This window comes from Streptomyces formicae (assembly GCF_002556545.1).
GTDB lineage: Bacteria > Actinomycetota > Actinomycetes > Streptomycetales > Streptomycetaceae > Streptomyces > Streptomyces formicae_A.
This window is the reverse complement of sequence record NZ_CP022685.1, coordinates 4,260,123-4,281,533: the sequence shown is the minus strand read 5'-3', so window position 1 is coordinate 4,281,533 and position 21,411 is coordinate 4,260,123. Positions and strand designations below refer to the sequence as shown.

18 protein-coding genes are annotated in these 21,411 nt (G+C 72.4%); 12 read left to right on the top strand and 6 right to left on the bottom strand.

Annotation, left to right across the window (positions count from 1 at the left end):
- Positions 1 to 27 precede the first annotated feature (27 nt).
- Both KY5_RS18120 and KY5_RS18115 read left to right on the top strand, forming a co-directional pair.
- On the top strand, positions 28 to 1,287 hold the full coding sequence (locus KY5_RS18120) for an SPFH domain-containing protein (protein ID WP_234362779.1): 1,260 nt from the start codon (positions 28 to 30) through the stop codon (positions 1,285 to 1,287).
- Between the two features lie 44 nt (positions 1,288 to 1,331).
- Positions 1,332 to 2,420, top strand: coding sequence for a C40 family peptidase (locus KY5_RS18115; RefSeq protein ID WP_159072550.1), 1,089 nt, complete (start codon positions 1,332 to 1,334; stop codon positions 2,418 to 2,420).
- Here KY5_RS18115 and KY5_RS18110 read toward each other — a convergent pair.
- The gene (locus KY5_RS18110; RefSeq protein ID WP_234362778.1) at positions 2,417 to 3,301 is read right to left on the bottom strand and encodes a LysR family transcriptional regulator; all 885 of its coding nucleotides are present in this window, start codon (positions 3,299 to 3,301) and stop codon (positions 2,417 to 2,419) included. The genes KY5_RS18115 and KY5_RS18110 overlap by 4 nt on opposite strands.
- A gap of 169 nt (positions 3,302 to 3,470) precedes the next feature.
- Here KY5_RS18110 and KY5_RS18105 point away from each other — a divergent pair, with 169 nt between their 5' ends.
- The 8 genes from KY5_RS18105 (at position 3,471) to KY5_RS18070 (ending at position 13,641) form a co-directional block, all read left to right on the top strand.
- Positions 3,471 to 4,436: an EamA family transporter gene (locus tag KY5_RS18105; protein ID WP_098243237.1), complete on the top strand. Its 966-nt coding sequence runs from the start codon at positions 3,471 to 3,473 to the stop codon at positions 4,434 to 4,436.
- Between the two features lie 646 nt (positions 4,437 to 5,082).
- Entirely contained in the window at positions 5,083 to 5,883 is an 801-nt protein-coding gene (locus KY5_RS18100; protein WP_098243236.1) for a TIGR03084 family metal-binding protein, read from the top strand.
- A gap of 65 nt (positions 5,884 to 5,948) precedes the next feature.
- Positions 5,949 to 7,604 carry an acyclic terpene utilization AtuA family protein gene (locus KY5_RS18095; protein WP_234363185.1) on the top strand — a complete coding sequence of 552 codons (1,656 nt, stop codon included), beginning with the start codon at positions 5,949 to 5,951 and terminating at the stop codon, positions 7,602 to 7,604.
- Positions 7,601 to 9,205 carry an acyl-CoA carboxylase subunit beta gene (locus KY5_RS18090; RefSeq protein WP_098243234.1) on the top strand — a complete coding sequence of 535 codons (1,605 nt, stop codon included), beginning with the start codon at positions 7,601 to 7,603 and terminating at the stop codon, positions 9,203 to 9,205. The genes KY5_RS18095 and KY5_RS18090 overlap by 4 nt, the downstream gene beginning before the upstream one ends.
- 29 nt (positions 9,206 to 9,234) lie before the next feature.
- Positions 9,235 to 11,112, top strand: coding sequence for an acetyl/propionyl/methylcrotonyl-CoA carboxylase subunit alpha (locus KY5_RS18085; protein ID WP_098243233.1), 1,878 nt, complete (start codon positions 9,235 to 9,237; stop codon positions 11,110 to 11,112).
- Positions 11,109 to 12,311, top strand: coding sequence for an acyl-CoA dehydrogenase family protein (locus KY5_RS18080; protein WP_098243232.1), 1,203 nt, complete (start codon positions 11,109 to 11,111; stop codon positions 12,309 to 12,311). The genes KY5_RS18085 and KY5_RS18080 overlap by 4 nt, the downstream gene beginning before the upstream one ends.
- Before the next feature lie 20 nt (positions 12,312 to 12,331).
- Positions 12,332 to 13,066 carry an enoyl-CoA hydratase family protein gene (locus KY5_RS18075; protein ID WP_098243231.1) on the top strand — a complete coding sequence of 245 codons (735 nt, stop codon included), beginning with the start codon at positions 12,332 to 12,334 and terminating at the stop codon, positions 13,064 to 13,066.
- Entirely contained in the window at positions 13,054 to 13,641 is a 588-nt protein-coding gene (locus KY5_RS18070) for a TetR/AcrR family transcriptional regulator (protein ID WP_098243230.1), read from the top strand. Before KY5_RS18075 ends, KY5_RS18070 begins: the two co-directional genes overlap by 13 nt.
- Positions 13,642 to 14,263: 622 nt before the next feature.
- Here KY5_RS18070 and KY5_RS18065 read toward each other — a convergent pair.
- Together KY5_RS18065 and KY5_RS18060 are read right to left on the bottom strand one after the other, a co-directional pair.
- Positions 14,264 to 15,190 (bottom strand): protein kinase domain-containing protein, encoded by a 927-nt coding sequence (locus tag KY5_RS18065; protein WP_098243229.1) that lies wholly within the window; start codon positions 15,188 to 15,190, stop codon positions 14,264 to 14,266.
- Positions 15,183 to 15,662, bottom strand: coding sequence for a hypothetical protein (locus tag KY5_RS18060; RefSeq protein WP_098243228.1), 480 nt, complete (start codon positions 15,660 to 15,662; stop codon positions 15,183 to 15,185). Before KY5_RS18060 ends, KY5_RS18065 begins: the two co-directional genes overlap by 8 nt.
- Before the next feature lie 149 nt (positions 15,663 to 15,811).
- Here KY5_RS18060 and KY5_RS18055 point away from each other — a divergent pair, with 149 nt between their 5' ends.
- The gene (locus KY5_RS18055) at positions 15,812 to 16,585 is read left to right on the top strand and encodes a helix-turn-helix domain-containing protein (RefSeq protein WP_098243227.1); all 774 of its coding nucleotides are present in this window, start codon (positions 15,812 to 15,814) and stop codon (positions 16,583 to 16,585) included.
- Positions 16,586 to 16,801: 216 nt separating this feature from the next.
- Here KY5_RS18055 and KY5_RS18050 read toward each other — a convergent pair whose 3' ends face one another.
- On the bottom strand, positions 16,802 to 17,902 hold the full coding sequence (locus KY5_RS18050) for a citrate synthase 2 (RefSeq protein WP_098243226.1): 1,101 nt from the start codon (positions 17,900 to 17,902) through the stop codon (positions 16,802 to 16,804).
- Positions 17,903 to 18,266: 364 nt separating this feature from the next.
- Between KY5_RS18050 and pdxH the strand changes: the two genes are divergently transcribed.
- Entirely contained in the window at positions 18,267 to 18,902 is a 636-nt protein-coding gene (gene pdxH / locus KY5_RS18045) for a pyridoxamine 5'-phosphate oxidase (RefSeq protein ID WP_418952871.1), read from the top strand.
- Positions 18,903 to 19,108: 206 nt separating this feature from the next.
- Here pdxH and KY5_RS18040 read toward each other — a convergent pair whose 3' ends face one another.
- Together KY5_RS18040 and KY5_RS18035 are read right to left on the bottom strand one after the other, a co-directional pair.
- Complete coding sequence (locus tag KY5_RS18040; RefSeq protein ID WP_098243224.1) at positions 19,109 to 19,972, bottom strand: alpha/beta fold hydrolase; 864 nt, start codon at positions 19,970 to 19,972, stop codon at positions 19,109 to 19,111.
- Positions 19,973 to 20,628: 656 nt separating this feature from the next.
- Positions 20,629 to 21,321 (bottom strand): metal-dependent transcriptional regulator, encoded by a 693-nt coding sequence (locus KY5_RS18035; RefSeq protein ID WP_098243223.1) that lies wholly within the window; start codon positions 21,319 to 21,321, stop codon positions 20,629 to 20,631.
- Positions 21,322 to 21,411 lie beyond the last annotated feature (90 nt).

Genomic DNA, 21,411 nt, shown 5'->3' with positions numbered 1-21,411 from the left:
TGTCGAGGCGTCAACTGACGTGCGCCCGTGAGAAGTCTGGTTGTGCCCGTGCCGGAAGAGCCGAAGGACCCCGAGCAGCGGAAGGGCCCCGAGGGGCCCGCGGAACCGGCGGCCCCGGGGGACGGCACGGGCCCCCGCGCCCTGGTCGTACGCAACCGCCACGACTCCATACCGATGGACCTGCTCTTCCGCGGTGACACGGCGGAACTGCCGAAGCCGACGAAGACGACGCACGCGCCGAAGCCTCCGCAGTCCTCCCAGCCTGCTCAGTCCTCCCAGCCCCCGAAGTCTCCGCATCCCGCGAAGTCGCCGCAGTCCCCGAGGCCGACGGAGGGGCCCGGCGCGGCCAAGCCCCCCTCCCCGCCGCGCCCCGACCGCGACCTGGCCGAGCGGCGCGGTCCCGCGTGCTCCGGCTGGTGGGCGCTGCTCGTGGCGCTCCTGGCCCTAGCCGGAGCGGCCTGGCTGATCTGGTCGGGCGGTCTGCTCCCCGTACGGATCACGGATCTCCTCGCGCTCCCCGAACGGCCCCGGGACGGCCTCGTCGCCTGGCAGTGGGCGGCGGTCGGCGGCTGCGGAGTGGTGGCACTCATGGCGCTCGGCGGGCTCACCCGGGGGCGGGTCGGCAGCGCGTGGACCCTGTCGCTGTTCGGCCGCTACCGGGGGAGCGTACGGCGGACCGGGCTCGTGTGGATCAGCCCGCTGATGCTGCGGCGCCGCGTGGACGTACGGCTGCGGCACTGGCGCAGCGAACCGATGACGGCCGTCGACGCGGAGGGCATCGAACTGCGGGTGGTCGTCCTCGTGGTGTGGCAGGTCAAGGACGCGGCGCGGGCGCTGCTCACGGTGGACGACCACCTCGCGTACCTGCGGGAGCAGGTGGAGGCGGTGACGGCGCGGGTGGTGTCCCGGCTGCCCGCCGACTCGTTCCGGGAGCCCGCCGACGACGTGCGGACGCTGCGCGACGCCGAGGCGGTCGGCGACGCGCTCGGCGCCACGCTGGCCGCGGAGTGCAGGGCGGTCGGCATCGAGGTGTTCTCGGCGCGGCCCACCAGGGTGGAGTACGCGCCCGAGGTGGCGGCGGCGATGCAGCGCAGGCAGCTCGCCGCCATCGACGCCAAGCACCGGGACACGGTGCTGACCTCGGTGCTCGACGCGGTGGACGACACCGTGCGGCGCCTCACCGAACGGGGACTCGTCACGCTCGACGACTACGAACGGAAGGCGCTGGTCAAGGACTTGACCGTGGCCTTCTACACGGCGCGGGGGAGCGCCGTCGACACCCACTGAACGGCGGTGAGGGGGCGCCGCCGAACCGACCGAGAGAGGCCGAAGTGCAGACACCCCGATTCACCGAGGAGATACCCGCCGACTGCGGGTGCGGCCATTGCGCCGCGACACCGGCCGCCGCCCGCGCGGACCACCGCTGCGGGGTGCGCGGCGCGCTGGTCGCCGCCGTCGGGGCGGCCGTGCTCGTGGGCACCGCGGCGGGCCCCGCGACCGCCGAACCCGCCCCGAGCCACGCGGGCTGGGACGGCTCCAAGTACTGGTACAAGGACGCGGCCGGAGGGTGGCGCTGGACGTCGCACTACGACAAGTACGCGGCGCACACGGGCCGGTCGGGCGGGCACGCGACCACCGGGAAGGCGCGGCCCGCCGCGCGCGGGGCGTCGTCCGCCGAGCCGACGTTCCGGGGGCGCGGGGGCTGGGACGCCACCGACCGTGTGTACTGGTACAAGGACGCGGCCGGAGGGTGGCGCTGGACCTCGCACTACGACAAGTACGCGGCGCACACGGGCCGGTCGGGCGGGCACGCGACCACCGGGAAGGCGCGGCCCGCCGCGCGCGGGGCGTCGTCCGCCGAGCCGACGTTCCGGGGACGCGGGGGCTGGGACGCCACCGACCGCGTGTACTGGTACAACAAGGCCGGGCACTGGTACTGGACCAGTCACCGGGACAAGTACGAGAGCCGCACGGGCCGTTCCGGAAGCCAGGCGACGAAGCCCGCGCCGCGCCCTTCGGGATCGGGCGGCGGTCACTCATCGGGGACGCCGAGCAGGCACGGCACGGAAGCGGCCATCTCGTACGCGATGGCGCACCTCGGCGACCCCTACGTCTGGGGCGGCAACGGGCCGCACGGCTGGGACTGCTCCGGCCTGGTGATGGCCGCCTACCGGCAGGCGGGCGTCAGTCTGCCGCGCGTCGCCGACGCGCAGTACCGCGCGACCCGGTCCCTCTCGCGGGGCGAGCTGCGCCGCGGTGACCTGGTGTTCTGGAGCAGCAACGGCAGCTCGTCGGGCATCCACCACGTGGCGATCTACCTGGGCGGCGGCCAGTACCTGGAGGCCCCGCGCCCCGGCAAGAACGTCCGCGTCTCGTCCTTCAGCTGGTACAACCCGAACATGTACGGCCGCGTGCGCTAGTCCCGGCCCGTGACCTCGTGCGCGAGGGCGCACAGGTCGCGCAGGGCGGGATGGCTCGGCGGCCCGTCGCGGCGGGCCAGGAACACCGGTACCGGCGGGGCGTCGGGCAGCGGGACGTAGACCACGCCGGGGTGCGGGTGCAGGTCCGCCGTCGCGGTGGTCGTGACGCCGACCGCGCGGGACGCGGCGATCGCGGCCAGCCAGTCGTCGGTGTTGGCGACGGTGATCGTGCCGGTGGGCCGGGCGTCGACGGGCCACAGGTCGAGCGTGGTCGTACCGGACACGGTGTTGAGCGCGACGGTGTGCCCCGCGAGGTCGGCGAGCACCAGTCGCCCCCGCCCGGCCAGCGCGCTGTCGACGGGCACGGCGGCCACCCGCGCCTCCGTGTACAGGAGCTCCGTCACCAGGCCCGGGGTGCCGACGGACCCGCGGAGCAGCGCCGCGTCGACCGCGCCCCTGGCGAGCCCCGCGGTGCGGTCGTCGACGCGGAGCAGTTCGAGCGGTACGTCGGGGTGGGTCGCGCGCCACCGGCGCAGCAGGGGCGTGGTGTACGCGCCCGCGGCCGACCAGGCGTGCCCGAGGCGCAGCGCCCTGCGCACCGAACGCCCCACGTCCAGGGCGTCCTCGAAGGCGGCGACGGCGACGGCGGCCTTGTCGCGGAAGGCGCGGCCCTCGGGGGTGAGCGTGAGGTGGTGGGTGGACCGGTCCACGAGCCGTGCCCGCAGGGCGTCCTCCAGGGCGGCGAGGGTGCGGGACGCGGCGGGCTGGGTGATGCGCAGGCGGGCGGCGGCGCGGGTGATGTTGCCCTCGTCGGCGATGGCGAGGAAGCACCGCAGATGACGCAGCTCCAGGGCGCCGGGCCCGAACGTTCCCTTGGTCATGCCTGCGGAGCATAACGGGAGCGCAATCGGCATTTCACGAGCCGCGCGCCGCGCCGTACCTTCGGCATGTGGACAGGTCTTGCGTACAGCAGTAAAACCGCTCCACAATCCTGTCGTAGTCCAATACCTTGGACGGCAAGGTCCAGAACAGTGAACTTCAGGAGCGAAGGTGTCGCGTACCGATCAGGCTCAGGAGACGGCGGCCGGAGGGCGGGCCGCGCTGGGGCCCGTCGGGCTCGTGCTCGCGGGCGGCATCTCCGTGCAGTTCGGCGGGGCGATCGCCGTCAGCGTCATGCCGAAGGCGGGGGCGCTCGGCATCGTGGCCCTGCGCCTCGCGTTCGCCGCGCTCGTGCTGCTCGTCGTCTGCCGTCCCCGGCTGCGCGGGCACTCGCGCGCGGACTGGGGCACGGTCGTGGCCTTCGGCGTCGCCATGGCGGGCATGAACGGCCTCTTCTACCAGTCCGTGGCCCGCATCCCCATGGGCCCCGCGGTCACCCTCGAGGTCCTCGGCCCCCTCGCGCTCTCCGTCTTCGCCTCGCGCCGGGCGGTCAACTTCATCTGGGCGGGCCTTGCCCTCTGCGGCGTCTTCCTGCTCGGCGGCGGTGGCGGGTTCAGCGGGCTCGACCCGGTGGGTGTGGCGTACGCGCTCGGCGCGGGCGCGATGTGGGCGACGTACATCGTCTTCAGTGCGCGTACGGGCAGGCGCTTCCCGCAGGCCGACGGGCTCGCGCTCGCCATGGTCGTGGCGGCGGTCCTCTTCCTGCCGCTCGGCCTCGCGGAATCCGGCTCGAAGCTGGTCCGTCCCGAGGTGCTCGGGCTGGGCGCGGCGGTCGCCGTCCTGTCGTCCGTCCTGCCCTACACCCTCGAACTCCTCGCGCTGCGGCGGCTGCCCGCGTCCACGTTCGCCATCATGATGAGCCTCGAACCGGCGATCGCGGCGATCGCGGGCTTCCTCATCCTCGGCCAGGCGCTGGCTCTCAGCGAGGCGTTGGCGATCTCGTTGGTGATCGCGGCGAGTATGGGGGCGGTGCGGTCGCAGGTGGGCCGCGGCAGGGCTGCGCCCGCGGTGGCCTCGACGGTTTTGCCGGAGGGGGCGGGGGTCCTGCCTGAACGGGAACCGGATCCGACTCGCTGAGGTGTCCCTGCCGGGGTGGGTGGGGGAGGTGGTGGCTTCTTGCCCACGTCCGGCTTGGTGTCCCCCGGGGTTTCGCGCAGTTCCCCGCGCCCCTAAAAGCGACCCCACCGCGCGGGGGTGGGTGGGGGAGGTGGCGGCACCTTCCCCGGCTCCTCCGCGCGAGGGCGCGTGAGAGTGGTGGCGGTTCCCCATCCGCCGCGGTGCACGTTCGGCGCGGCGGCACCCGGGGTTTCGCGCAGTTCCCCGCGCCCCTGAAGGGGCCACCGCGCGTGGGTGGGTGGGGGAGGTGGCGGCATCATCCCCACGTCCGGCGCGGCGGCACACGGGGGTTCGCGCAGTTCCCCGCGCCCCTGAAGGGGGCGCCCCCGCCGGGCCGCAGTCGCCTAGACGGCCCGAGGGGACGTGGGGGTATGTGCGCACGGAGCACATGAGAAGACCGAGGCAAGGAAGCAAGTCCGGTAGCGGTCATCTGGGACGGCGAGTACGCACATACCCCCGCGGCCCCGCCCCCACGACGAACCCAAGGCGCCCCCGCCCCCACCGAGCCCCGCGACCCCGCCCCAAAACTCATGCAAGCACGCTTGCTTGTTTCGGGGTGCGCTGGCATGCTCCCAGGCACACCGCCGTCCCCCGAGGGGAGCGTCCCGTGTCCGATGTTCTGCCTGTGCTCGTCGACTTGCGCCGTGAGAGTGAGGAACTCGACCGGCTCGTAGGCCAGTTGCCGCACGAGCGATGGGCGGCAGAGACCCCCGCCCCCGGCTGGACCGTCGCGCACCAGATCGCCCACCTCGCCTGGACCGACCGCGCCGCACTCCTCGCCGCCACCGACCCCACCGCCTTCGCCGACGAAGTCGCGAAGGCCGCCGCCGCCCCCGACTCCTTCGTGGACGACGGGGCCGAGGAGGGCGCCGCCCTCCCGCCCGCCGAGCTCCTCGCCCGCTGGCGCGCCGCCCGCGACGACCTGTGGAACGTCCTCAGCGAGGCCCCCGCGGGCACCCGCCTGCCCTGGTACGGCCCACCCATGGCCGCCCCCTCCATGGCCACCGCCCGCCTCATGGAGACCTGGGCCCACGGCCAGGACATCGCCGACGCCCTGGGCGTGGCGCGCGAGCCCACCGACCGCCTCCGGCACGTGGCCCGCATCGGCGTACGGGCGCGCGACTTCGCGTACGCCGTGCGGGGACTGACCCCGCCGCAGGAGGAGTTCCGGGTGGAGCTGACGTCCCCCGTGACGGGGGAGACCTGGCAGTACGGACCCGCCGACGCACCCCAACGCGTCACGGGCCCCGCCCTGGACTTCTGCCTCCTCGTCACCCGCCGAGCCCACCGAGCGGACCTCGGCGTGCGAGCCCAAGGGCCGGATGCCGACCGGTGGTTGGACATCGCTCAGGCGTTCGCAGGGCCGCCGGGGGCAGGTCGCCCTCCGCGTAAGGGGGCCGCCCAGTGACCCCTGCCCCCGCCCCCCTCCGCATAGGCAACGCCTCCGGCTTCTACGGCGACCGCTTCGACGCCATGCGCGAGATGCTCACCGGCGGCCCCCTGGACGTCCTCACCGGCGACTACCTCGCCGAGCTGACCATGCTGATCCTCGGCCGCGACCGCCTCAAGGACCCGGCGCGCGGCTACGCGAAGACGTTCCTGCGCCAGTTGGAGGAGTGCCTCGGACTCGCCCACGAACGGGGAGTCAGGATCGTGGCCAACGCGGGCGGCCTGAATCCGTCCGGACTGGCCGCGGCGACAAGGGAGTTGGCGCGCAGGCTCGGCATCCCGGCCGAGGTGGCGTACGTGGAGGGGGACGACCTCACCGACCGCTACCCCGGCGCACTCACCGCCCACGCCTACCTCGGCGGAGCCGGAATCGCCGAGTGTCTGCGCGCGGGCGCGGACATCGTGGTGACGGGCCGCGTGACGGACGCGGCCCTCGTCACGGGACCGGCGGCCGCGCACTTCGGCTGGGCGCCGACGGACCACGACCGTCTGGCGGGGGCGGTGGTGGCGGGCCACATCCTGGAGTGCGGAACGCAGGCCACCGGAGGCAACTACGCGTTCTTCGCGGAGCGGGACCCCCGCGACCTGCGCCACCCGGGCTTCCCGCTGGCGGAGATCCACGAGGACGGCTCCGCGGTCATCACGAAGCACGACGGCACGGGCGGTTTCGTCGACGTGGGCACGGTCACCGCGCAGTTGCTCTACGAGACGCAGGGGGCGAGGTACGCGGGCCCGGACGTCACCGCGCGGCTCGACACGGTGACGCTCACGGAGGAGGGGCCGGACCGGGTGCGGGTGACGGGCGTACGGGGTGAGGCGCCGCCGCCGACGCTGAAGGTGGGCCTGAACCGTCTGGGCGGCTTCCGCAACGAAGTGGTGTTCGTGCTGACGGGGCTGGACATCGAGGCCAAGGCGGCACTGGTCAAGGCGCAGGTGGAGGACGCGTTCGGAAGAGTGAAGTCCCGTCCACATGACGTGAGTTGGGAACTGGCCCGTACCGATCAGGTGGACGCGGCGACCGAGGAGACGGCGAGCGCCCTGCTGCGGCTCGTGGTGCGTGACGCGCGGGAGGAAGCGGTCGGCAGGGCGCTCAGCGGCGCGGCGATCGAGCTGGCGCTCGGCAGCGTTCCCGGCTTCCACGTGACGGCCCCGCCGGGCAAGGGCGCGCCCTACGGGGTCTTCGAGGCGGCGTACGTGGAGCGGGGCGCGGTGGAACACGTGGCCGTGCTGCCGAGCGGCGAACGCAGGCCCGTCGCCGAGGGGGCGTCGGGCGGCACATCGGGCGACCCCCTCGTACCGCGCGAGCTGCCCACGAAACCCTCGCTCCCCGAACCCCTCCCCCCAGGCCCCACCCGCCTCGCCCCTCTCGGCCGCGTCGCGGGCGCCCGCAGCGGCGACAAGGGCGGCGACGCCAACCTCGGCGTCTGGGTGCGCGATGACGACGCGTGGCGGTGGCTGGTCCACGAGCTGACCGTCGACAGGATCCGCGAACTCCTGCCCGAGGTGAGGGGCTTGACCGTCACGCGCCACGAGCTGCCCAACCTGCGCGCCCTGAACTTCGTCGTGGAGGGGCTGCTCGGCGAAGGCGTCGCCGCGCAGGCCCGTTTCGATCCGCAGGCCAAGGGCCTGGGGGAGTGGCTGCGCGCCCGCCACCTGGACATACCGGAGGTTCTGCTGTGACCGTCCTCGCCTCCTCGCTCGACCCCGCGAGCACCGAGTACGCCGAGCATCGAGAGGCCATGCTCGCCAGGCTCGACGAGCTCGGCACCGAGCAGGCCAAGGCCCTCGCGGGTGGGGGTGAGAAGTACGTCCAACGCCACTACAAGCGCGGCAAGTTGCTGGCGCGCGAGCGCATCGAGCTGCTGCTCGACCCGGACACGCCGTTCCTGGAGCTGTCGCCGCTGGCGGCCTGGGGCAGCGACTACCCCGTGGGCGCCTCGATGGTCACGGGCATCGGCGTCGTCGAGGGCGTCGAGTGCCTGATCACCGCCAACGACCCGACCGTACGCGGCGGTGCGAGCAACCCGTGGACGCTGAAGAAGGCGTTCCGGGCGCATGAGATCGGGCACGCCAACCGGCTGCCCTCGATCCACCTCGTGGAGTCCGGCGGCGCCGATCTGCCCTCGCAGAAGGAGATCTTCATCCCGGGAGGCGCCCTCTTCAAGCACCTCACGCAGTCGTCGGCCGCCGGGATCCCCACCGTCGCCGTCGTCTTCGGCAACTCCACGGCGGGCGGCGCCTACGTGCCCGGCATGAGCGACCACGTGATCATGGTCAAGGAGCGCGCGAAGGTCTTCCTCGGAGGGCCGCCGCTGGTGAAGATGGCGACCGGCGAGGAGAGCGACGACGAGTCGCTGGGCGGCGCCGAGATGCACGCCCGCACCTCGGGCCTCGCCGACTACCTCGCCGAGGACGAGCACGACGCGCTGCGCCAGGCCCGCAGGGTCGTATCGCGCCTCAACTGGCGCAAGGAGTACGCCGATCCGGACCCGGTGTCCGTGGCGGAGCCCAAGTACGACCAGGACGAGCTGCTCGGCATCGTCCCCGGCGACCTGAAGAAGCCCTTCGACCCGCGCGAGGTGATCGCGCGGATCGTCGACGGCTCGGACTTCGACGAGTTCAAGCCGCTGTACGGGCCGAGCCTGGTCACGGGCTGGGCCGCGCTGCACGGCTACCCCGTCGGCATCCTCGCCAACGCGCAGGGCGTGCTCTTCAGCGAGGAGTCCCAGAAGGCGGCGCAGTTCATCCAGTTGGCCAATCAGCGGGACATCCCGCTGCTGTTCCTGCACAACACCACCGGCTACATGGTCGGCAAGGAGTACGAGCAGGGCGGCATCATCAAACACGGCGCGATGATGATCAACGCGGTCAGCAACTCGCGGGTGCCGCACCTGTCTGTCCTCATGGGCGCCTCCTACGGCGCGGGGCACTACGGCATGTGCGGGCGCGCCTACGACCCCCGCTTCCTCTTCGCCTGGCCGAGCGCCAAGTCGGCGGTGATGGGCCCGCAGCAGCTCGCGGGGGTGCTCTCCATCGTCGCCCGCCAGTCCGCCGCCGCGAAGGGGCAGCCCTACGACGACGAGGCGGACGCCGCGCTGCGCGCCATGGTGGAGCAGCAGATCGAGTCCGAGTCGCTGCCGATGTTCCTGTCCGGGCGGCTCTACGACGACGGGGTCATCGACCCGCGCGACACCCGCACCGTCCTCGGCCTGTGCCTGTCCGCGATCCACACGGCCCCCTACGAGGGCGCGCGCGGCGGCTTCGGCGTCTTCCGGATGTGAGGGCTCCCATGACTTGTGAGGAACTGCCCATGATTGCCTCCCTGTTGGTCGCCAACCGGGGCGAGATCGCCTGCCGCGTCTTCCGCACCTGCCGGGAGCTGGGCATCGGCACGGTCGCCGTGTACTCCGACGCGGACGCGGACGCCCTGCACGTACGCGAGGCCGATGCGGCGGTACGGCTGCCGGGGGCCGCGCCCGCCGACACGTACCTGCGCGGCGAGCTGATCGTGAAGGCCGCGCAGGCGGCCGGCGCGGACGCCGTCCACCCCGGCTACGGCTTCCTCTCCGAGAACGCCGACTTCGCGCGCGCCGTCATCGACGCGGGCCTGGTCTGGATCGGCCCGCCGCCCGAGGCGATCGAGGCCATGGCGTCCAAGACGCGCGCCAAGGAACTGATGGGCATCGAGCCGCTCAAGGACGTCACCGAGGGCGACCTGCCCGTCCTGGTGAAGGCGGCGTCCGGTGGCGGCGGACGCGGCATGCGTGTCGTGCGAGAACTGTCTGCTCTGGAAGGCGAGTTGGCGGCCGCGCGCGCCGAGGCGGTCAGCGCCTTCGGGGACGGTGAGGTCTTCGTCGAGCCGTTCGTCGAGGGCGGGCGGCACATAGAGGTGCAGATCATGGCCGACGCGCACGGCACGGTGTGGCCGCTCGGCACCCGCGACTGCACGCTCCAGCGCCGCCACCAGAAGGTCATCGAGGAATCCCCGGCGCCCGGACTGCCCCCGGAGCTCGTCGAGGAACTGCACGCGCAGGCCGTGCGGGCCGCGCGCGTCACGGAGTACCGGGGCGCGGGCACGGTGGAGTTCCTCGTCGCGGAAGGCCGGGCGCACTTCCTGGAGATGAACACCCGGCTCCAGGTCGAACACCCCGTCACCGAGGCGGTGTTCGGAATCGACCTGGTGGCGGCGCAGATCCGGATCGCCGAGGGGCACCCGCTCGCGGCGGAGCCGCCCGTCGCGCGCGGGCACGCCGTCGAGGCCCGTCTCTACGCCGAGGATCCGGCGGCGGACTGGGCCCCGCAGACCGGAACGCTGCACCGCCTGACCGTGCCCGGGGTGCGCCTGGACACCGGGTACGCGGCGGGTGACAGCATCGGCGTGCACTACGACGCCATGCTCGCCAAGGCCGTCGCGCACGCCCCCACCCGCGCCGAGGCCGTGCGCAAGCTCGCCGGGGCGCTGGAACGGGCGGCGGTGCACGGTCCGGTGACAAATCGCGACCTGCTCGTACGCTCCCTGCGGCACCCCGAGTTCACCGGCGCCCGCATGGACACCGGCTTCTACGACCGGCACCTCGCCGACCTCGCGGCCGCCGCCCCCGACCCGCACGCGCCCCTGGCCGCCGCCCTCGCGGACGCGCACGGCCGTTCCCGGTTCGGCGGCTGGCGCAACCTCCGCTCACAGGGCAGCGTCAAGCGCTACCGCAGCGAGCCCGACGGCACCGAGCACGAGGTCCGCTACGACCACACGCGGGACGGCCTGACCGCCGAAGGGGTGCGGGTCCTCGTCGCGACATCGGCTCGCGTCGTGCTCGAAGTCGACGGCGTACGACGGGAGTTCGAGATCGCGCGGTACGGCGAGGGCGGTGACGACCGCGTCCACGTCGGCACGCCCCGAGGCGTCACCGTCCTCACCGCGCTGCCGCTGCTCCCCGAGCCGACCGCCCGCCGCGAGCCAGGATCGCTGCTCGCCCCGATGCCCGGCACCGTCGTCCGCGTCGCCGAAGGGCTCACCGAAGGGGCGCGGGTCACCGCCGGGCAGCCCCTCGTCTGGCTGGAGGCCATGAAGATGGAGCACCGCGTCTCCGCTCCCGCCTCCGGAACGCTCACCGCCCTGCACGCCGCCCCCGGCCATCAGGTCGAGGTCGGCGCGCTGCTCGCCGTCGTACAGGAGGAAGAGTCCGTATGAGCACCGCACGCAGCGCCACGCGAAACACCAGCCGCGGCACGGTCCTGGAAACCGAGGAGCACCAAGCCCTGCGCGCCGCCGTCGCGGCTCTCGGCAAGCGGTACGGCCGCGCGTACATGACCCGCGTCGTCCAGGAGGAGGGGCACCCCGACGAGTTGTGGGCGGACGCCGCCAAGCTCGGCTACCTGGGGGTGAACCTGCCCGAGGAGTACGGCGGGGGAGGCGGAGGAATCGCCGAACTCTCCATCGTCCTGGAGGAGTTGGGTGCGTCCGGCGCTCCCCTCCTCATGATGGTCGTCTCGCCCGCGATCTGCGGCACGGTCATCGCCCGCTTCGGCACCGAGGAGCAGAAGCGGCAGTGGCTGCCGGGGCTCGCCGACGGCTCCCGCACCATGGCCTTCGGCATCACCGAGCCCGACGCGGGCTCCAACTCGCACCGCATCACCACCACGGCCCGCCGCGACCCCGACACCGGCGACTGGCTCCTGACCGGCCGCAAGGTCTTCGTCTCCGGCGTGGACATCGCCGACGCCACGCTCATCGTCGGGCGTACGTCCGACGCGCGGACCGGCAACCTCAAGCCGTGCCTGTTCATCGTCCCGCGCGAGGCCGAAGGCTTCCAGCGGCGGCGGATCGAGATGGAACTCCAGGCCCCGGAGAAGCAGTTCGAGCTGACGCTCGACGATGTCCGGCTGCCCCCCGAGGCGCTCGTCGGCGACGAGGACGCGGGCCTGCTCCAGCTCTTCGCGGGCCTGAACCCCGAGCGGATCATGACCGCCGCGTTCTCCCTCGGCATGGCACGCTACGCGCTGCGCCGCGCCACCGAGTACGCCAAGGAACGCACCGTCTGGAAGGCCCCCATCGGCGCCCACCAGGCCATCGCGCACCCGCTCGCCCAGTCCCACATCGAGATCGAACTGGCGCGTCTGATGATGCAGAAGGCCGCCGGGCTCTACGACGCGGGGGACGACGTCGGCGCGGGCGAGGCCGCCAACATGGCCAAGCTCGCCGCGGCGGACGCCTGTGTGAAGGCCGTCGACCAGGCCGTGCACACGCTCGGCGGCAACGGCCTCACCAAGGAGTTCGGGCTCGCCTCGCTCATCGTGGCGGCGCGGGTGGCCCGGATCGCGCCCGTCAGCAGGGAGATGATCCTCAACTACGTGTCCCACCAGACGCTCGGCCTGCCCAAGTCCTACTGATCCCCCTGAGGAGATCCCCCATGAGCCTGTCCGTCTCCTCACCCGCGCGCGGCGTCCCCACGCTCACCCTGGACCTGCCCGAGCGGCGCAACGCGCTCTCGGCGGACCTGGTGGGGGCCCTCGCGGAGGCGCTCGGCGCGCTGGGCGAGGACCCCGGCGTACGCGCGGTCCTGCTCACCCACACCGGCACGACGTTCTGCGCGGGCGCCGACCTGAAGGACCCGCCGGACCCCGCGGCCTTCGTGGCGCTGCTGCGACAGCTCGTCGCACTGCCCAAGCCGGTGATCGCCCGGGTGGACGGGCACGTGCGGGCGGGCGGGCTCGGTCTCCTCGGCGCCTGCGACATGGCGGTCGCGGGCCCCGCGTCCTCCTTCGCGTTCACGGAGGTGCGCATCGGGGTCGCGCCCGCCGTGATCTCCATGCCGCTGCTGCCCCGCCTCGACCCGGGCGCCGCGTCCCGCTACTTCCTCACGGGGGAGCGGTTCGACGGCGCGGAGGCGGCGCGGATCGGCCTCGTCACGGCGTACGCGGCCGAACCCGACGGCACGGTCCAGGCCCTCCTCGACGGGGTGCGCGAGGGCGCCCCCGTGGCCCTGGCCGAGACGAAGAAGCTGCTCACGGCTAGGGTGCTCGACGCATTCGACGACCACTCGGACGCCGTCATCGCCCTGGCCGCGCGGCTCTTCGGCTCCGCCGAGGCCCGGGAGGGGATGGCGGCGTTCCTCGAACGACGGGAGCGCCCATGGGCGTTGTGACCGCCGCCGACCGCGCGCCCAAGCAGGACCGCAGCCGCGCCACCCGCCTCAAGCTCCTGGAGGCCGCGGTGTCCTGTCTCGCCGAGCACGGCTGGACGGGCTCGACGGTCTCCGTGGTCGCCGAGCGCGCGGGCGTCTCGCGGGGCGCGGCCCAGCACCACTTCCCGACGCGCGAGGACCTCTTCACGGCGGCCGTGGAGTACGTCGCCGAGCAGCGCTCCACCGCGCTGCGGGAGCTGCCCGCGCAGGACAGGGCTGCGGTGGTCGCCGCGCTCGTCGACCTCTACACGGGCCCCCTCTTCCGCGCCGCGCTCCACCTGTGGGTGGCCGCGTCCAACGAACCCCAACTGGGCTCGCGCGTCACGGAACTGGAATCCCGCGTGGGCCGCGAGACGCACCGCATGGCGGTGGAACTCCTGGGCGCGGACGAGTCCCGCCCCGGCGTCCGCGAAACGATCCAGGGCTTCCTGGACATGGCGCGGGGCCTGGGCCTCGCGAACCTCCTGACGGATGACGGGGCGCGCAGGGAGAGGGTGGTGACCCAGTGGACAAAACTCCTGGACTCGGCCCTGTGACCTCTCTGACCCCTCTGGCCCCTGTGATCCCTGTGAGCCCGCTGACCTCTCTGTCCCCTCTGACCCCTCACCCCGATCCACCCACCCGGCTCGTCCACCCTCTGAGCCCCCTGAACCGGCAAGGCCCCCGAGCCCGCGCCCACCGGACCTGGCACGGCCCTCTGACCCCCCGCCCTCGGCCCCGCACCGCAGGCGCCTCCTCCCACCCGCCCGCCCCCTCCCGTCGTGCCTTCACGCCACCGGCTGCTGGGCGCCAGCCCGGGGCGGGCGGGTCTGCGCCGACAGGATGCTGGAGCCACCCGGCCTCTCGGAGCGCGTCAGTTCCGGTCGGGAAGCAGAGCGGGCCGCGCCACACCAAGCAGAGGGCACTGGTTCACGCATCACGAGTGGGCCCCACCGCGCGTGCTGCGCCACGTTGCGTGTGGGCTCTACCGTGCGTGGTGCTCCACGTTGCGTGTGGGCTCTACCGCGCGTGCTGCGCCACGTTGCGTGTGGGCTCTACCGTGCGTGGTGCTCCACGTTGCGTGTGGGCTCTACCGCGCGTGCTGCGCCACGTTGCGCGTGGGCCCCACCGCGCGTGCTGCGCCACACCCCACCTCGGCCGCACCGGCCGCGCCGCCCTTCACCCGCGACCCCCGCCCCGCGGGTCGACGCCGACCGGCCGCCCCGGAGGTGAGGCGGCAGGGTCCGCGCCGGTGGGCGCCTTACCCTTCGGCTCCCCTTTCGTCGCTGCGCGGAACTCCGCCACCACTTCCGACAGAGCCGGGCGGTCGTACGGCTCGTAGCTCAGCATCCGGTCGACCATGACGCCGAAGGACCCCGGTAGGTCGAACGGGCGTCGCTTGTTGTCGACGACGGCCTGCCGTTGTTCCTCGCGCTCCGCGTGGTCCGGGTACTCCATCGGCCTGATGCCGGTGGCAGAGATCAGCAGGGACGCCCCCAGGGCGTACACGTCGGCCGCTGGGGACGGTGTGGCCGTGCCGGTGGCCAGCACGGCGCGGGAGATCTCGGGTGCCTCGTAATGGACGAGGCACCCCGGATACGGGAAGTCGTAGCGGGAGTTGACCGAGCCGCCGTGTGCGAACGCGAGGTCGATGAGGTGGACGATGCCGCCGTCCGCGATCAGGTGGGCGGGTTGCATGTCGCCATGGACCCAGCCGTCGCTGTGGAGCCGGTTGAGGGCTTCCGCGCACTGAGCTGCGGTTTCGTAGTCGATGGGCGCCTGGGGGCCCTTCCTCCGGTACTCCCAGAGAGGCCAGAGGGCCACCCCGTCGTACCAGGGCTGCACGCTGAACGTGCCCCGCTCCCATGTGCCGTAGGCGATGTGCGGCCTTCCCAGGGCGCGCAGAACGGATGCCTCGCGAGCGGGGGCGAGAGCTGTGTACCCGCGCTTCCCGTCGACGGCGTACCCGACCTTCACCGCTACCCGGCCGTGAGGCGACTCGGCATCCCACACCATGGAGCCGCGCCGGTCGGCAACGACCCTCATGGCCCTAGGCCGCACGACCGCCTCGACCTCCGACGGCAACTCCGTGAGGGTGTCAGCCATTGCTGTCCTTCCTGGGGAAATCGGGAGACGGGGAAACGGGAGACCTCCGCAGACCGGCCCTCGGCGCGAGGACCGGTCCCGGCGCAGCTCCTAGTAGGGGCGTCCGTCGTCGGAGTCGCACTGCGAGACCCCGCCGTCGACGTGCGCCCAATACTTGTCCTCGACGACGAAGCCCCCTCTCGGGGTGCGGCTTGTGGTGCAGGAACCTGACGGCGATGCGGTCGAAGAGCGCTGCGGCGTCCCTGGTGTGCAGGTAGACGCAGTAGATGCCCCGGTCCACCGCGTCGGACGGCATGAGCGGCAGGCCGTCGTGTACGGCCACCGTGCCGAAGTAGGCCAACGCCTGGTCCACGATCCCGGGAGCATGCCGGGGGTCCTCTCCCATGTCGTTGATCAGGAAGAGCACGAAGCGCCCGAACGTCTCGTCGTCGACGAGTGAAGCGCCTGTCCTGTACTCCACTGCTGTGGTCATGCCCGTACCTCCGTCAGTTGGGGGGAACATGCCTGATGGTTCCGCTGTCTGCCGGGTCACCGCGACGTCATGTCCGGTGTCCGACCGACGTCGGTTGAAGGGCGTCAACTCGGTGTCATTCAAGGGTGATTGGGGCTAGCGTGCATCACATGACAGCCACGGACACGGAGCCGAACGACACCCTGCGCGCCGTCCGCATCGGCATGCGCATGAGCCAAGAAGATCTGGCCCGGGCCCTGCGTCGGGCAGGTGAGGAGACGGGGGAGGCCAACGAAGCCAGCAAGCGGCTGGTGCAGCGTTGGGAGGCCGGAGTCAGCCGATCCCCCCGGGGCGTGTACGTGAGGGCCCTGGAGCGCGTCACAGGACGCTCCATCGAGGAGCTCGGGTTCACACTGGCTGTCATGGCGCGAGTGCACGACGACGGAGCTGGGGGACACGACCTGGAACCCGGTCCGGAAGGCGTGGCCGCAGCGTCCGGCGGCACCGATGCGGTGACCGAGGCTCAGGGGCAGTACGGGGGAGTCTGGCTGTCCAGGTACGAGTACTACTCGTCCGGCCGGGACCGTTCGTACGAGGGCAAGCACTACGTCGTGCTGGTGCAGTCCGGCAACCGGCTCACGGTGCGGAGTCTTCCCGGGGCGTCCAGCAATCCGGACAGTCCGCTCTCCATCGACCTGACGGTGGACCAGTCCGTCGTCACCGGATCGTGGACGGAGCAGACGGCTCCTGGTGGCTACTACCAGGGAGCCCGGTATCACGGGGCCGTCCAGCTCCTGGTGGAGCCGACCGGGCGCAGGATGGCCGGGAAGTGGGTCGGGTTCGGGAAGGAGTTCGATGTGAACACCGGGCCGTGGGAGCTGCTGCTCATGGATCCGTCGACCCGCAAGGCGACGCTGGAGCGCTACAGCCGACCCCCTGAGTAGGGCCAGCACGTTGCCCCGTGAGCACAGAAGCGGCCCGGCCACCCCTCGGAGTGGCCGGGCCGCTTCAGCGGTGTGACCTGAGCTGACCTGAGCTGACCTGACCTCTGTCAGCCCGTGGCGTGGGGCCAGGCTTGGAGGGGGCGGGTGGGTGGGGTGAGGCGTCGGCGGGGCGGGGCCGAGGGCGAGTGCCCCCGTCCCGGCCCCACCCCGCACAGCTCAGCGCGCGATCTCGTCGTACCCCTCGATCGCCTGCGGCCCCCGCGACGAGGGGCCCATGTACCGGGCCGAGGGGCGGACCAGGCGGCCCGTCCGCTTCTGTTCCAGGATGTGTGCCGACCAGCCCGCGGTCCGCGCGCACGTGAACATCGACGTGAACATGTGCGCGGGCACCTCGGCGAAGTCGAGGACGATCGCCGCCCAGAACTCCACGTTGGTGGCGAGGACGCGGTCGGGACGGCGGGCGTGCAGCTCGTCAAGGGCCGCCTTCTCCAGCGCCTCCGCGACCTCGAAGCGGGGCGCGCCCAGCTCGCGGGCGGTGCGGCGCAGGACCCGTGCGCGAGGGTCCTCGGCACGGTAGACGCGGTGCCCGAAGCCCATGAGGCGCTCGCCCTTGTCCAGGGCCTGCTTCACGTACGCGACCGCGTCCCCCGTGCGCTCGATCTCCTCGATCATGCCGAGGACCCGCGACGGGGCACCGCCGTGCAGCGGTCCGGACATCGCGCCCACGGCCCCGCTCAGCGACGCCGCGACATCGGCCCCCGTGGAGGCGATGACGCGCGCCGTGAACGTGGAGGCGTTCATGCCGTGCTCGGCGGCCGAGGTCCAGTACGCGTCGACGGCCTGGACGTGCTTGGGGTCGGGCTCCCCGCGCCAGCGCTTCATGAAGCGCTCGACGACCGTGTCGGCCTTGTCGATCTCCCGCTGCGGGACCATCGGCAGGCCCTGGCCGCGCGCGGACTGGGCGACGTAGGAGAGGGCCATGACGGCGGCGCGGGCCAGGTCGTCACGGGCCTGCTGCTCGCTGATGTCGAGCAGCGGACGCAGGCCCCACACGGGGGCGAGCATCGCGAGCGCGGACTGGACGTCGACGCGGATGTCGCCGGAGTGCACCGGGATCGGGAAGGGCTCGGCGGGCGGCAGGCCGGGGTTGAAGGCGCCGTCGACGAGCAGGCCCCATACGTTCCCGAAGGAGACGTGGCCGACCAGGTCCTCGATGTCGACGCCCCGGTAGCGAAGGGCGCCGCCCTCCTTGTCCGGTTCGGCGATCTCCGTCTCGAACGCGACGACTCCTTCAAGTCCGGGTACAAAGTCGGACATCAGGCGGCTCCTCGTGATGTGTTCGACAAAATGGTTTCGAGAGACGGGGTGCGATCAGCTCGTGACCATGTGTCAGATGTGGGCAATATCGGTCCGGTTCCGCGGTCGATTGCGTCGAATTGGCCGACTCGCGGTCCGGAACGGTCATCCCGGTGATGCCCCGTGAGGCTGGTGGTCACCCAACCGATTCGGCAGCAGGACGATATCCCTTGGTGCCACCTTTGGCGATGGAATGCGGCACTCAGTGCCACACGTCACCTCTTGTTGGCGCAGTGCGCCCCGTCGAGCGCCCCTTCGTATACGGCAAGTACGGCAAGATGACCGCGTGACCGACTCCAGTGCCCCCGTTCCCGAACCGGCCTTCATGCGCGAGCAGTACGTCACCGACGGGCTCGCCGAGACCGGGCTGCCCGGCGATCCCCTGGAGCAGTTCGCGCTCTGGTTCAAGGAGGCGGCGCGCGAGACGGACGCCATCCACGAGCCGAACGCCATGGTCGTCTCCACCGCCGACGCCGAGGGCAGGCCCAGCTCCCGCACGGTGCTCCTGAAGGGCTTCGACGAGCGCGGCTTCGTCTTCTTCACCAACTACGAGTCCCGCAAGGCCCGCGAGCTCACCGCCAATCCGTACGTCTCGCTGCTCTTCCCCTGGCACCCCATGGCCCGCCAGGTCATCGTCTCGGGCACGGCGGCGCGCGTGGGCCGCGAGGAGACCGTCGCCTACTTCCGCACCCGCCCGCACGGCTCCCAGCTCGGCGCCTGGGCCAGCGCCCAGTCCTCCGTACTCGCCTCACGGGTCGAACTCGACCGCGCGTACGCGGATTTGGCGGCCCGCTACCCCGAGGGCGAGCAGGTCCCCGTCCCGCCGAACTGGGGCGGCTTCCGGGTGACCCCGGCCGCGGTGGAGTTCTGGCAGGGCCGCGTGGACCGCCTGCACGATCGTTTGCGGTACGTGCGGGAGGAGGAGGGACGGGGATGGCGTGTCGAGCGCCTCAGCCCCTGAGTGTCGAGCCCGCCCGGCACGTATCCCGCCCGTCCCGGCACGTACCCAGCCCGTCCGGCACGTACCCAGCCCGTCGCCCGACACGTATCCAGCCCGTCCGGCACGTACCCAGCCCGTCGCCCGGCACGTATCCAGCCCGTCCGGCGCTTGAGGACGAGTAGGCCGAAGGCCACGACAGACACCGCCCCCGTCACGGACCAGCCGCACTACCCCGTCAGGACCCCGTCCAGAAACGGTTCGATCGCCGCGCGCCACGCCTCCGGCTGGTCGTAGTGGACGAGATGGCCCGCGTCCACCACTTCCGCGTACTCCCCGCGCGGCAGCACCCGCACCATCTCCTGCGACTCGGCACGGCCCAGCTCGCCGTCCAGGCCGCGTACGACCAGGGTGGGGCAGCGGACCTGGATCAGCTCCTCCCAGTGCGCGTCGTGCACCCACGTCTCGCGGGACTTGAGCATCTGGGCGCGGTCGAAGACGGGCCGCCAGCCGTCCGGGCCCTCCGTCATCACCTCGGCGAAGAACTCGCCGCGCGCGGGGTTGGGGCGCTCCACCCAGGGGTCGTCCTCGCCGAACCACCTGCGGACGTCGGCGAGGGTGGCGAAGGGGACGGGCCAGGACTTGAACCAGTCCTCCCACTCGCGCTGCGAGGCGGCGCCGAGGGCGGAGGCCCGCATGTCGCAGATGATCAGGCCCCGGACGAGGTCGGGGCGGCGCGCGGCGAGCTGCCAGGCGGTGAGCGCGCCCATGGAGTGGCCGATGAGCACGGCGGGCGTGAGGCCGAGCTGGTCGAGGGCCGCCTCGGCGTCGTCCACGTAGGCGTCGCGGCTGTAGGGGCCCTCGGGGGGCTTCTCGCTCTGCCCGTGGCCGCGCTGGTCGAGTGCGACCGCGCGGTGCCGTTCGGAGAGCCAGCGGGCGGTGGCCGCCCAGTGGGACGCGCGGCCCATGAGGCCGTGCAGTAACAGCACTCCGCCGGACGAGCCCTCGGCCTCCCTGAGCTTGGGAGGGTCGGCGTACTCCCAGGCGGCGAGGCGTACGCCACCCGCGCCCGTCACGTCGATGCGCCGCACCATGATTCCTGGCACCCCCCTTGATTCCGCTCGGGTTCCACGCCTGGTCCTGCTCCGCACCCCCGCACGCTATCGAACTCCTTTTCGAAAGCGCCCGGATCGGCGATAACACCCCTCGTTCGGGTGACCGGCCTCAAGGATTGGCCGGCGCTGCCGAGGGGAGATCTTCATCGGGGGGCGGGCCGCTCGGGGAAGCCGGTCCGAGGGGAATGACCTTGAGAGCTCGGGGCTCCAGGTCAGCACAGGGGAGGACAGGCCCCGGCGCTTCAGGGCGCCGGGGCCCTCTGCTGGTCCGCGGGTGGTACGCACCCGCCCATCCGACGGACGTTCGTGCTCACCAGACGGGCACATCCTCTGCCCCCTCTCCGGCCGTGCGGCCAGACCCGGTGCCGACACGGTCAAGAGCCCTCAGGTCATATGCCTCTCGCGACAGCCTTGCACGCAAAACGCTCGGGCGCTGCGATTCCACACACTGAATCTTGGACTCCGAGAGATCTCGTGGAGATCTCGGGGTCTTGCCAACTTCCTCTCCGGTAACGGAAGTTGACCTCAGTGCCCGCATCCGGCGACGTACGCCCCAACGGCCGGTGGCCGCCGCCCGACGCGGACCCCTCAGCACGCGGTCGGCGCCATGGTCGGCGCCATGCTCGTCGCCGTGGTCAGCGCTTGGCGACGAAGACGTGCGAAGCGATGTCCGAGGCCAGCTCCGCGGCCTCACCGCTGCTGCCCACGAGCACACCGCCCGCGGACTCCGTCACGCTCACCACGGAGCCGGGCTGCACGCCCGCGCGCCGCAGCGTGTACATCAGCTGGGCGTCCGTCTGGATCGGCTCGCCGATGCGGCGGACGACGACGGTCTTGCCCTCGGCGCCCGGATCGAGCTCCGTCAGCGAGACCATGCCCTCGTCCAGGAACGGATCCGCGCCGTCCTTCTCGCCCAGCTCCTCCAGGCCCGGGATCGGGTTGCCGTACGGCGACTCGGTCGGGTGGCGGAGCAGCTCGAGGACACGGCGCTCCACCGCCTCACTCATCACGTGCTCCCATCGGCACGCCTCGGCGTGCACCTGCTCCCACTCCAGCCCGATCACGTCGACGAGCAGGCACTCCGCGAGGCGGTGCTTGCGCATCACACGGGTGGCCAGGCGGCGGCCCTCCTCGGTGAGCTCCAGGTGACGGTCGCTCGCGACCGCCACCAGGCCGTCGCGCTCCATGCGCGCCACGGTCTGGCTCACCGTCGGTCCGCTCTGGTCGAGCCGCTCGGCGATCCGGGCGCGCATGGGGACCACACCTTCCTCCTCCAGCTCGAGGATGGTGCGCAAATACATCTCAGTGGTGTCAATCAGCCCCGACATGGGTGCCCCTCAGAATTCGCTCGTGCGCTGGCCCTGCCCTCAATTCTGACGCATACCACTGACAACCGTGCCGCGCCGGTGGAATTCCCG